This is a genomic window from Gudongella sp. DL1XJH-153 (assembly GCF_049310905.1).
Lineage (GTDB): Bacteria > Bacillota > Clostridia > Tissierellales > Tissierellaceae > Gudongella.
Genome location: NZ_JBMEMN010000001.1, coordinates 30,594 through 43,102 on the forward strand (window position 1 = coordinate 30,594; position 12,509 = coordinate 43,102).

11 protein-coding genes are annotated in these 12,509 nt (G+C 39.3%); all 11 read right to left on the reverse strand.

Annotated elements, in window-relative coordinates; all coding sequences use genetic code 11:
* Positions 1 to 14 precede the first annotated feature (14 nt).
* The 11 genes from ACOEN1_RS00135 to grdD all read right to left on the reverse strand — a co-directional run bounded on the left by ACOEN1_RS00135 (position 15) and on the right by grdD (position 12,503).
* Complete coding sequence (locus ACOEN1_RS00135) at positions 15 to 839, reverse strand: metal ABC transporter permease (RefSeq protein WP_422484313.1); 825 nt, start codon at positions 837 to 839, stop codon at positions 15 to 17.
* A complete protein-coding gene (locus tag ACOEN1_RS00140) occupies positions 839 to 1,573 on the reverse strand; it encodes a metal ABC transporter ATP-binding protein (protein ID WP_422484315.1) in 735 nt (244 codons plus the stop codon). The genes ACOEN1_RS00135 and ACOEN1_RS00140 overlap by 1 nt, the downstream gene beginning before the upstream one ends.
* The gene (locus tag ACOEN1_RS00145; protein ID WP_422484316.1) at positions 1,563 to 2,570 is read right to left on the reverse strand and encodes a metal ABC transporter substrate-binding protein; all 1,008 of its coding nucleotides are present in this window, start codon (positions 2,568 to 2,570) and stop codon (positions 1,563 to 1,565) included. The genes ACOEN1_RS00140 and ACOEN1_RS00145 overlap by 11 nt, the downstream gene beginning before the upstream one ends.
* A 149-nt stretch (positions 2,571 to 2,719) precedes the next feature.
* Positions 2,720 to 4,012 carry a phosphopyruvate hydratase gene (gene eno, locus ACOEN1_RS00150; RefSeq protein WP_422484317.1) on the reverse strand — a complete coding sequence of 431 codons (1,293 nt, stop codon included), beginning with the start codon at positions 4,010 to 4,012 and terminating at the stop codon, positions 2,720 to 2,722.
* 26 nt (positions 4,013 to 4,038) lie between these two features.
* Positions 4,039 to 5,571 carry a 2,3-bisphosphoglycerate-independent phosphoglycerate mutase gene (gene gpmI, locus ACOEN1_RS00155; RefSeq protein WP_422484319.1) on the reverse strand — a complete coding sequence of 511 codons (1,533 nt, stop codon included), beginning with the start codon at positions 5,569 to 5,571 and terminating at the stop codon, positions 4,039 to 4,041.
* Between the two features lie 13 nt (positions 5,572 to 5,584).
* Complete coding sequence (gene tpiA, locus ACOEN1_RS00160; protein ID WP_422484321.1) at positions 5,585 to 6,331, reverse strand: triose-phosphate isomerase; 747 nt, start codon at positions 6,329 to 6,331, stop codon at positions 5,585 to 5,587.
* A 12-nt stretch (positions 6,332 to 6,343) separates the two neighbouring features.
* Positions 6,344 to 7,531 carry a phosphoglycerate kinase gene (locus tag ACOEN1_RS00165; RefSeq protein WP_422484323.1) on the reverse strand — a complete coding sequence of 396 codons (1,188 nt, stop codon included), beginning with the start codon at positions 7,529 to 7,531 and terminating at the stop codon, positions 6,344 to 6,346.
* Between the two features lie 70 nt (positions 7,532 to 7,601).
* A complete protein-coding gene (gene gap / locus ACOEN1_RS00170) occupies positions 7,602 to 8,609 on the reverse strand; it encodes a type I glyceraldehyde-3-phosphate dehydrogenase (protein WP_422484325.1) in 1,008 nt (335 codons plus the stop codon).
* A gap of 16 nt (positions 8,610 to 8,625) precedes the next feature.
* Complete coding sequence (locus ACOEN1_RS00175; protein ID WP_422484327.1) at positions 8,626 to 9,669, reverse strand: sugar-binding transcriptional regulator; 1,044 nt, start codon at positions 9,667 to 9,669, stop codon at positions 8,626 to 8,628.
* Positions 9,670 to 9,772: 103 nt separating this feature from the next.
* Positions 9,773 to 11,143, reverse strand: coding sequence for an RNA polymerase factor sigma-54 (rpoN, locus tag ACOEN1_RS00180; protein WP_422484329.1), 1,371 nt, complete (start codon positions 11,141 to 11,143; stop codon positions 9,773 to 9,775).
* Positions 11,144 to 11,321: 178 nt separating this feature from the next.
* Positions 11,322 to 12,503: a glycine/sarcosine/betaine reductase complex component C subunit alpha gene (gene grdD / locus ACOEN1_RS00185; protein WP_422484331.1), complete on the reverse strand. Its 1,182-nt coding sequence runs from the start codon at positions 12,501 to 12,503 to the stop codon at positions 11,322 to 11,324.
* Positions 12,504 to 12,509: the final 6 nt, after the last annotated feature.

The window sequence follows — 12,509 nt, forward strand, 5'->3', positions numbered from 1 at the left end:
AACACCTCCAGTGATCATATCCTGACAAACTTCTTCATTCCAAGGAAAACAAGAAACAAGAATGCATTTATCATTACTATGCTTGCTCCTGAGGGGAAATTGAATATATATGATCCAATAACTCCTGTAATTACTGCAATAATTGATATAATTGCTGAAATGATTATTGTTGACTTAAAACTCCTGGATATCTGCAATGCAGTTACTGTAGGAAACACTATCATGCTTGAAATAAGCATTGTTCCAACAACTCTGATCCCCAGAACAATAGTTATTGACGTCAAGGTTGCTATTAAATAATTCATTCGTTTCGTTCCAATTCCTATCACACTTGCAAAGGATTCATCATGGGTCACTGCAAACAAATCGTGGTAGAATAATACAATCAGTACAATTATTATTGAAGCTAGAAGAATCGATAAATACATGTCTGTCGGTTTGATAGCCAATATACTACCAAACAAGTAGCTGAAAAGATCAACATTGAACCCCCCGGCAACACTTGATATAAGTACACCAAGCGCAACTGAGAAGGAAGACACAAGACCTATTGCTGCATCGCCATGGATTCCTGCTTTTTCATTTAGCTGCATTATAAAAATAGATGCAATTGTTACAATAGGGATTGAAACCAACAATGGTGATGCTCCCAAAAGGAGAGCTATTGCAACTGTTGCGAAACTAACATGTGCAAGTCCATCTCCTATCATTGAGTATTTCTTGAGTACCAGAAAAATTCCCAAAAGAGCACTGCTTAAAGCTATTGCAGTTCCTACTATCATTGCCCTCTGCATAAATGCGAGTCCCATTGCTTCTTTTATCAAATCCATCGTACCCATCAGTTCACCGCCTCTTTATTATGGTGATCGTGAATGCCCTCCACAAAGTTAACATTCATATTGAAATCTTCAGTGCTACCAAAATAAAGTAACTCTCGATCCAATAGCATTATCTTTGAAGAACATTTCTTGATGCTGCTTAAGTCGTGGGAAACAAGTATTATGCTTGTTCCTTCTTCCTCATTTATCTTTCTAATAAGGCTGAAAAACTCTGTTCGTACCTTTGGGTCCAAAGCACTAGTGGGCTCATCCAGAATCAGTAGTCTTGGATTGCTTACCATTGCTCGTGCAAGGAGAACTCTCTGCTGCTGACCACCTGAAAGATCGCCAATCTTATTATGCTTTAGGTGATATATATCTAACCTTCTTAAAATTTCATCTATTATCTTGTTGTCATCTGCAGTAATCCTCTTCGGGAATTTTTTCTTCCCAAGTAGTCCAACAGCTACTATCTCATGTACTTCTCCTGGAAACAATGTATTTCCTGTAACTGCTACCTGCGGAAGATAACCTACTCCCTTATGGACACCGCCTGATCCGTGATAAGTTATACTCCCCTTTGTGACGGGAATCAATCCAAGAATCGCCTTAACAAGGGTAGTCTTGCCTGATCCATTTGCTCCCACAAGACCAACATAGTCCCCTTCCTCAATAACGAAGGATACGTCTTTTAGTACTTGATGCTGTCCATAATATACAGAAAGATTCTCAACCTCAATTAGTTTATTCTTCATATCCCAATCCCTCTTTCAAATTTTCAAGATTATCATACATGATTTCGATATATGTCTTGCCGGAGTCCAGCTCCTCCTTTGAAATATTGTGCGCCCCATGCAGTAGCAACATCTTTACCCCAGTTTCCTCTACAATTACTTGTGCTACCTTTGGGTCAATAAGTTCCTCATGAAATATCGCCATTGCTCCAGTTTCATTTATGGTGTTTATCAAGGCAGTTATTCTTTGAGGAGTTGGCTCTGCATTTGGTGAGAAACCTGTGTAGGGCGACATATGCTCGAGTCCGTATTGTTTAGCAAAGTATCCGAACGCAAAATGGCCTCCTGAAAGAATGGTCTTGGATTTTGTCTTAGCCAATGCTTCTCTTATATCATCATCCAGCTCTTTGAGGTCTGCCTTTAGCTTATCTCCGTTTTCCTGATATTCATCTCTGTTTTCAGGATCAATTTCCACTAGAGACTCTGTTATTCTATTGACCATTATTATTGCCATATTAGGGTCTGTCCAGTAGTGAGGGTCGTAAACCTCCTCTTCATCATCGTGCTCATCTTCATCATCGTGTTCATGGTCATGATCTTCATTGGTAAGGAGTGAAATATCCTGGCTTAAGTCAACTATCATTACATCCTCATCTTCCAAGTTTGATACAATGTTAACAGTCCAAGGTTCCATAAGCTCTCCTGTATAAAGAAAAACATCCGCATTTAAAAGTGCAACCATATCCTGTGGAGTGGGTTCGTATGAATGGGCTTCTGTACCTGTTGGCAATAGATACCTTACATCCACATGTACGCCACCGATTGTTCTTGCAAAATCATACTGCGGAAAAAGTGTTGCAACTATTGAGATTCTATCATTTTCACTTGTATCCTCATCTGGCATCTCAACTTGAGGAGAGTCATCTGTTGGTCGTGCTGGTTCTTTTGTTCTACAACCTGACAAGACTGTTCCGAATATCATTATCACTATTAAAAAAATCATTTCTTTTCTTTTCATACCATACCTCCGTAGTTTCCATTTCTCTTGGTTATTAGATATTTACTCATTCTTTGTCTTTGATACCCAAAGACAAAAAAATAAAACGCAAATGCAAATAGTTTGCATATGCGTTTATTTTACTCTTTTATATTGTGAATGTCAATAATCTATTTCTTTAGGTTATAGAAGGTTTTCAAGCCTTTATAAACTGACATTTCTCCAAGTCCATCCTCAATTCTGACCAACTGGTTGTATTTAGCAACCCTGTCTGTTCTTGATGGTGCACCTGTTTTTATCTGACCTGCATTTGTAGCTACTGCAAGATCTGCAATTGTTGAATCTTCTGTTTCACCTGATCTGTGTGATATTACTGCAGTATATCCATTTGTCTTTGCCAATTCAATTGCATCAAGAGTTTCAGTGATTGTACCTATCTGGTTAAGTTTGATAAGGATTGAATTTGCAACTCCCATATCAATTCCTCTCTGAAGTCTCTCAGTATTGGTTACAAACAGGTCGTCTCCAACAATCTGGATTTTCTTTCCTAGTCTATCTGTTAGAAGCTTCCATCCATCCCAGTCGTCTTCTCCCAGTCCATCTTCAATTGAAATGATTGGATACTTGTCACATAGATCTGCGTAGTAATCCACCATTTCTTCGATAGTCATTTCTCTGCCTTCGCCCTTAAGATTATATGTTTTCTTATCTTCATCAAACATTCCACTGGCAGCTACATCCAATGCAAGAACAACATCCTCACCAGGCTTGTATCCAGCTTTTTCAATTGCTTCCATTATTGTAACAAGTGCTTCCTCATTACTGGAAAGATTCGGTGCAAAACCTCCCTCATCTCCTACAGAAGTACTCATACCTCTAGCTTTTAATACCGCCTTCAAATTATGGAAAATTTCTGTACCCATTCTAAGGCCTTCCTTGAAATTCTCTGCTCCAATTGGCATAACCATAAATTCCTGAATATCAACATTGTTGTCTGCATGCTCTCCACCATTTAGAATGTTCATCATTGGAACAGGAAGCGTTTTTCCGTTGACTCCTCCGATATACTGATATAGTGGCATACCCAATTCGTTGGCTGCTGCTCTTGCAACTGCCATTGAAACTGCCAAAATGGCATTGGCTCCAAGCTTGCCTTTATTCTCTGTTCCATCAATTTCAATAAGAATCTTGTCTATCATTACCTGATCGAAGACTTCCATTCCAATTATTTCATCGGCGATTATGTCGTTGACGTTTTCAACAGCTTTTAATACACCTTTTCCAAGATATCTTGATTTATCCATATCTCTAAGTTCCACTGCCTCATAGATACCAGTTGATGCTCCCGATGGAACCATTGCTCTACCAAATGCTTCCAACTCAGTCCAAACCTCTACCTCAACGGTTGGATTTCCCCTTGAATCAAGTACCTCTCTAGCATAAATATCAGTAATCAAACTCATCTAAATCACTCCATTTCTTAGTTTTATTATTTTTCAATCAATGACGTTCCAGTCATTTCATCTGGCTTTTCCAAACCCATAAGATCAAGGATTGTCGGTGCAAGATCGGCCAAGATTCCTTCTCTCAAGGTTACATCCTTTTCTCCTACAAGTATCAATGGAACCTTATTGCTTGTGTGCGATGTGACAATTCCTCCTGATTCACTGTCTATCATGGACTCAGCATTCCCGTGATCAGCAGTCACAAGTATCTTGCCACCTATTTCCTCCATCAGGAGAACAATTTCACCCATACACTTGTCAACCGTTTCAACAGCCTTGACAGCTGCCGGAATTACTCCTGTGTGTCCAACCATGTCTGGATTTGCAAAGTTTAGGATAATAAGGTCGTATTTATCTGATTTAATTTTTTCAATAACCTCATCCTTTACCTGATATGCACTCATTTCAGGTTGAAGGTCATAGGTTGCCACCTTTGGCGAAGGCACCATAACTCTGTCCTCACCTTCAAATGGCTCTTCCCTTCCACCATTGAAGAAAAAGGTGACATGTGCATATTTTTCAGTTTCTGCTATCCTTAGCTGAGTTTTTCCATTTTTACTTACATACTCACCTAAAGTGTTCTTAAGGTCTTCATTTGTATATACGACATGAACATTTCTGATTGTCTTGTCGTATTCTGTCATAGTGACATAATAAGTGTTTACTCGCTTCTTTCTTTCAAATCCATCAAAGTCCTCATCAACAATAGCTCTGGTTATTTGTCTTGCCCTGTCTGGTCTGAAATTAAAAAAAATAAGGGAGTCATTATCTTCTATTGTTGCAATCGGTTTTCCATCCTTTGTTATTACAGTAGGCATCATAAATTCATCATTTATGTCTTTTTTGTAAGACTCTTCAACTGCTTTTACTGGATCCTCCGCTTTTTCACCTTCGCCAAGAACCATTGCATCGTATCCAAGCTGGGTTCTTTCCCATCTTTTGTCTCTATCCATAGTATAGTATCTTCCTGAAACAGTTGCTATTTCGCCAACTCCAAGCTCTTTGTTTTTATCTTGGAGTTCCGTGACATGCTGACTTCCCACAGTGGGAGGCACATCCCTACCATCCAGTATTACATGGACGTAGACCTTATCCACATTGTGTTGCTTCATAAGCTCGAGAAGCGCATATAGATGAGTGTTGTGGCTGTGAACTCCACCATCAGAAAGAAGACCCATCAAATGAACTGCTGAATTATTGTCCTTAGCATTTTTGATGGCATCCAGGAACTCCTGCTTTCTGAAAAATCCACCTTCTTTAATTTCCTTGGTAATTCTGGTCAACTCCTGATATACAATTCTTCCTGCACCTATGTTAAGATGCCCTACTTCTGAGTTTCCCATTTGTCCTTCAGGCAAGCCGACTTTTATCCCACTCGCCGTCAATGTTGTATTTGGATACTGGGACATGATTATATCAAAGTTTGGTTTTTCAGCAAGTGCTACTGCATTGCCGGGATAATCCTCACCTAGACCGAAACCATCCAGTACCATAAGCATTACTGGTATTTTTGACATTTGTTTCCTCCGATCAATAATTAATTAGCTTTACAAAATCTGAGGACTTGAGGCTTGCTCCACCTACAAGTGCTCCGTCTATATTTTCCATGGACATAAGCTCTGAGACATTACCAGGCTTGACGCTACCACCATACTGAATTCTGATTGACTCGGCTGTCTCTTTACCATACAGCGCCTTAATGGTATTTCTTATTAAAGCACACATTTCTTCTGCTTGTTCACTGGATGCAGTTTTTCCTGTGCCAATGGCCCAGATCGGTTCATAGGCAACAACTGTCTTAGTTGCATCTTCATTAGAAACATTGCTAAATGCAGCTTTAATCTGCTCTGCCACAAGTGAGGTATGAATATTCTCTTCTCGTTGTTCAAGAGTCTCACCTACACAGATAATTGGTGCCAATCCATGATATATCGCTGAAAGTACCTTTTTATTGACGGTTTCATCTGTTTCGTTAAAATACTGTCTTCTCTCGGAATGCCCGATTATTACATAATCCACCTGTACTTCATTTAGCATAGTCGGTGAAACTTCACCTGTAAATGCTCCACTTTCCTCCCAGTGCATGTTCTGTGCTCCTATATTGATATTTGTATACTTGGTCATTTCCTTGGCTTTTGCCAATGAAAGATATGGAACACAAAGTACTGCTTCTACAGACTCATTTAATTTTTGATTCTTTATTTCATCGATTAACTGCTCAGCCTCAGATATTGTCTTGTTCATCTTCCAGTTACCTGCTATTATTGGCTTTCTCAATAGACTGCCTCCTTATTCACTAATTGCATCTATTCCAGGTAGTACTTTCCCTTCAAGCAACTCAAGAGATGCTCCGCCTCCTGTTGAAACGTGAGTAATTTTATCTGCCAACCCAGCCTTTTCAACAGCTGATGCTGAATCTCCACCACCAACAATTGTAAGGGCACCTGATTCTACCATGGCTCTTGCTATTGCATATGTTCCCTTGTTGAAGTTATCCATTTCGAACACTCCCATGGGACCGTTCCATACTACGGTTTTGGCTTCCTTTATTACACTTTCAAATAAATCAATTGTCTCCTGTCCAATATCAAGTCCCATCATATCTTCTGGAATCTTATCTGCTGGAACAGTTTTGAAATTAGTATCATTCTTAAACTCGTCTGCCACCACTACATCCACCGGTAGAACCAAGGCAACTCCACTTTCCTTGGCCTTATTGATAAGTTCCTTGGCAAGGTCAACCTTATCATCTTCAAGAAGTGATTTTCCTACTTCGTAACCTTTTGCCCTAAGGAATGTAAACGCCATTCCTCCACCAATAATTATCGCATTAACTTTGGTAAGAAGATTCTCGATTACGCCTATCTTGTCTGAAACCTTTGCACCTCCAAGTATTGCAACAAATGGTCTTTCAGGATCATCAAGTGCCTTCCCCATAATTGAAACTTCTTTTTCAACAAGAAATCCCAATGCTGATGGAAGATGATTTGACACACCTACATTTGATGCATGAGCTCTGTGAGATGTTCCAAAGGCATCATTTATATACAACTCTGCAAGAGAAGCAAGTTCCTTTGCAAAGCTTTCCACATTCTTTTCCTCTTCTTTTCTAAATCTTGTATTCTGAAGTAGCATTACATCCCCAGATTTTAGTCCGGCTGCCATTTCTCTTACCTTTTCGGAAACTACATTGTCATCATCTGAAAACACCACTTCTCTCTTCAGTAGCTGAGATAGTTTGTTGGCCACAGGAAACAGTGAAAACTCCTTTTTTGGCTCTCCCTTAGGTCTACCAAGATGTGACATCAGAATTACTGCAGCACCATTTTCAAGCAAGTACTCCACAGTTGGCAGCGAACTCCTGATCCTTATATCATCAGTTATATCTCCATCAGAATTCATAGGTACATTATAATCGACTCTTACAAGAACCTTTTTTCCTTTTACATCCATATCCTTTAATGTTTTTTTATTCAACAATAAATTCACCTTCTTTTCTAATGTTTGTCACAATTGATATGCCGGGTCAAAAGACCCGACATAGTTACTACCATTTGTTAGCTACAAGTCTAGTCAAGTCAACAACTCTGGCTGAGTAACCCCATTCGTTGTCATACCATGATACAACTTTTACCATATTGTCTATTACCATTGTTGAATCGGCATCAACTATTGATGATCTTTCATCGCCTATAAAGTCTCTTGATACAAGAGGCTCCTCTGAGAAACCCATTATACCTTTAAGATCGCCTTCACTTGCTTCCTTCAAAATCTTGTTTACTTCTTCCACTGTTGTTGGATTGTCAACTTCAAATACAGCATCCACAAGTGATACTGTTGGAACAGGTACTCTTACTGAGAAACCGTTCATTTTTCCTTTTAGTTCAGGTAATACCAATGCAACCGCTTTTGCTGCTCCAGTTGTGGTTGGAATGATATTCTCCGAGGCTGCTCTAGCTCTTCTCATATCCTTATGTCTCTTGTCGTGAATCATTTGATCGTTTGTATAAGCATGAATGGTTGTCATTAACCCCTTCTTGATTCCAAGCTTATCAAGAATTACCTTTGCTACAGGTGCAAGGCAGTTTGTTGTACATGAAGCATTCGAAATTATATTGTGATTTTCAGTATCGTATTTGTCCTCGTTTACTCCAAGTACAATAGTTATGTCTTCACCCTTTGCAGGTGCTGTAACGATTACTTTTTTTGCCCCTGCATCAAGATGCTTCTGCAGACCCTCTCTGTCCCTGAAAGCTCCTGTTGAGTCTATTGCCACGTCAACTCCCATTTCTTTCCAAGGTAGTTCTGATGGATCTCTGAAAGCTATTACTGGAATCTTCTTACCGTTTACAATAAATCCTTCCTCGTATGTGTCAATTGTTCCCTCGAACTTTCCATAAATGCTGTCATACTTGAAAAGATGTGCCAAATCCTCGATTTTACCAGATGCGTTTATGGCCACAATGTCAAATTCCTCTACATTGTTTTCTGCCCATATTCTGAATACATCTCTCCCGATTCTACCAAATCCACTTAATCCTACTTTTAACGTCATAAAAATTCCTCCTTGATTAATTTAATATCTCTACTATTTTATTTCCCACTGCCTCATCTACAATCAGAGTTATATCCTTTCTGATTGATGATATTGCAATTATTGCCTCAGCTTTATCTGCACCACCAGCAACTCCAATTACCTGGGGTATCTCTTTGTATCTTTCGAGGGATAATCCGACTGTCTTGTATTCCCAAATGTCGTTTCCTTCGATGTCAAAATAGTGACCAAATGCCTCTGCAACAGCTCCATTTTCCATTAAATGAATTATTCTTTCTTCAGAAAGACTCCTTCTGCTTGCCAGTGTATCAGCTCTGCCAATTCCAAAAACAAGAATCCTCATTTTATTTATAAGCTGGAGAGACTGCCTGATTTCATCGTTTGCCTGTAAAGCTTCCAAAGCCTCTCTTTCAAGACCATCGGGTATATAAAGCAACCTGTACATGGCCCCAAGACTTTTTCCAACTTTTGCTGCTACTGAATTTGCCTGAGTCATAAGTTCCTTTCCAAGTCCTCCCCTTGCAGGGATAACAGTAACATTTGGGAATGTTGTTTCTGAGATTACCTGATCTGAAAAAGCTGCCATTGTACTTCCGCCTGTAACTCCAACTATGTCATTTCCTACTATAGTTGCAATCAAACGTCTTGAAGCACTTCTTCCCATTTCCTGTAGAACCAAATCATTGGCTCCAGAGTCACCAGGAACTATTATTATGTTCTTAATCTCCAGAATTTCCTGAAGCTTTTTCCTTAGATTAGGTATTCCTCTGATGCTCTGGTATATATCACCCAACTGATTAAGAAGCTCCTTGCCTTCGTCTGTAACATACATACCCATATTGTCAGTGTTTAATAATTTAAGCTCTCGTAGTTTCTCAACCTCTGACCTGATGGTTCTTTCCTTCATGCCCAGCTCAATCGAAAGTGCTCTTCTTCCTACAGGCTGTCTAAACTCAACCGCTCTTAGAATTGTGTATCTTCTTTCAATTGTCTGGAAACATTCAGGGGAAAGCTTGCCGATTAGTTTTAGAAGATCTATATCATCACCTCCGTTGGACACTTTATATCCCAGTATTTGTTTTTTTGTCCCGCATAGAATAAAAAAATATCCTATAAGCTAATTATATACCAGAGACAGCTTTTTTTCAAGCCATCTCTGATATTCAATACCTTCTTCTTCGGGATGACGATGGAATCTTAAGCTCATCCCTGTATTTTGCAATTGTTCTTCTCGAGACTTCCATACCTCTCTCCTTGAGTATATTGGATATATGCTGGTCGCTAAGAGGTTTTTTTTGGTCTTCGGTATCGATTATACCCTTTATTATTGATTTTACACTGGTTGCTGAAACTTCTCCTGATTCTCCTGAAAGTCCTGTGGTGAAAAAATACTTAAGTTCAAATACTCCTCTTGGTGTCTGAACGTATTTGCCGTTTGTCGCTCTGGAAATTGTAGACTCGTGCATCTGGATATCTTCTGCCACATCCTTAAGCGTTAATGGTACAAGCCTTTTCTCACCATGTATCAGAAATTCCTTCTGATACTTGAGGATTGACTCCACAACCTTGTATAGGGTCTGTCTTCTCTGTTCTATGCTTTTTATAAGCCACATTGCGGAGTTAAGTTTATCCTGTAAAAACTCTGTGGTCTCAGTATCCCCTCCATCTTTTAAAAGACTCCTATAATATTTGTTTATACTAAGTCTAGGTCCGGTAACATCGTTTATAAATATTACATACTCTCCGTCTATTTCTTCTATGGATGCGTCAGGAGTTATATATCTTGTATCTTCTCCATCGCCCCTGAATGTCCTGCCTGGCTTTGGTTCCAGACACCTTATGGCATCCACATATTCCTGGACTTTTTCAGTTGAAACTTCAAGTTCTTTTGCAATTTTACCAATTTTGTTGGATGCTATATCCTCCAAATGATCATTGATAATTCTTTTCAGAAGATAATCCTTTTCCTCTCTAATTTGGATAAGTAGACATTCTTTAAGACTTCTTGCTCCTACACCGTAGGGTTCAAAAACCTGTATTACAGCAAGAACTACTTCTACTTCCTCTTCTGAAACCTCCAGCTGGGATGCCATGTCACTAATTGAAGCATCCAAATATCCATTTGAATTTATATTTTGAATTATATAATCTGCTATCCTGTATTCAGCTACACCAAGACTTATCATATTCAGCTGTTCAATTAAGAAATCTTTCAAGGACGGTGTATAGGACACAAAATTTTCAAAGGAGTATTCCTTTTTATTTCTATCGACTTCTGATCTGTAGCTTATATCATCATAGCTTTCAAGAAATTCCTTCCAGTCGATGTCCTTCTCTTCCTTTAGTGTTTCCATGCTCTGATTATCTTCTAAAGGTGCTTCAAGTTCAAGAAGTGGATTTTCTTCCATCTCTTTTTTCAGATAACTATTCAGTTCAAGACTTGTATACTGGAGTAATTGTATAGCCTGCCTAAGCTCTGGCGTCATAATCAGTTTCTGGCTTTGTTCCAGAGTTAAGTCATAATTCAACCTCAAATGTCCCACCTCCTTTTCTTATTACCTAACTATGATTATATCAGAATCAGGAAGCATTAACAATTCGACAACCTTATTTGATAGTGTAAAATTATTATTCAAATAGTTCATTTGTTTAGCTTAAGATTCTAGATTTACTTAAACAGAAAAAAACCCCGGAATTTTCCGGGGTTAATAGTTAGCAAGGATCTGCTTCACCAACATCATATCCTGCTTTTGAAAGGATCATCAACGCTTCATTTAATTTAGCTTCATTGACCATAACAATTGGTCCTGTGCAGCCCATTCCTGACTCAGCATATACTTTGTTTTTCCAAAGAATCTCTACTGCATCGTCAAGCTCCATAATATCAATTCCGTCGATTGTACCGGTAACTGGTTCCTTTTCCGGTGCCAAAACTTTCTCATCGCTGGTTTCCTTCTTGGTTTCCTTGGTCAGTGCTGCAAGAATTTCTTTGAAACCTGCTTTGTTCACTTCTTCAAATTCTCTCTTTGCAACAGAATTTACTTCTCCTTTTACCAAATCACCTGCATAACTTATAGCATTGGCAACAACCGGTGATCCTGATGCTCTTGAAAGAATCAGGATAAGTCGGTCGTAATTCTCACCAATTCCAGGTCCGTAGCCAAAGCCTTGTGACTCGTAGCTACCACCTGTTGTAAAAGATGAAAACATCTTCATAAGGATATTTCCTGTAAGAGTATCAGAAACCATAACATCTGGTGTGCCTGCAAGCAGGTCGTTCCCTCTCATTACAGCTCCACCATCAGCTCTTGCAGATTCAGTGAAGTTCAAACTGTATCCATTGGCTATAAGCTCCTTAAATGCTCTTTCTACCTGTCTTGCACCATCTACGTTAAGAATTCCAAGAGTAGGATTCTTTACTCCCATTGCTTTCGCGGAAATGATACCAAATACTCCGTTCTTAACCATAGCTTCGACTCTATGTGAAGAGGAAGTTCCAGTTGTAGTTGCTACAAACATTTCCCTGCCTCTTCCTGGTGTCACTACTCTACCAACGGTGGAAACCCCAATCGGGAAGCTGTAATGAAGTGTAACGCAGCCTCCAAGCTCACCTTCGTCCAGCATTTTCTCCATTGTTTTGTAACCTTCTTCTTCTGTTTCAACGACTACCTGCGTAAGGTCAGAGTCAACCTTAGGTCCAATAAGAACGACCTCCACAGTGCTATCTCTTTGCTGTGCAAGCTCAGCACCTTTTACCATGTTTTCAATGCCAAGCTCGCTTCCAAGGGTAGTAATTCCAACTCTGACCCTCTGACCGAACTGGCCTGTTTCCATAGCGTCGGCAATGTCGTTGAATACTTTGCCAATCATGGCTTTTACATTGTTTTCAGACATCATATC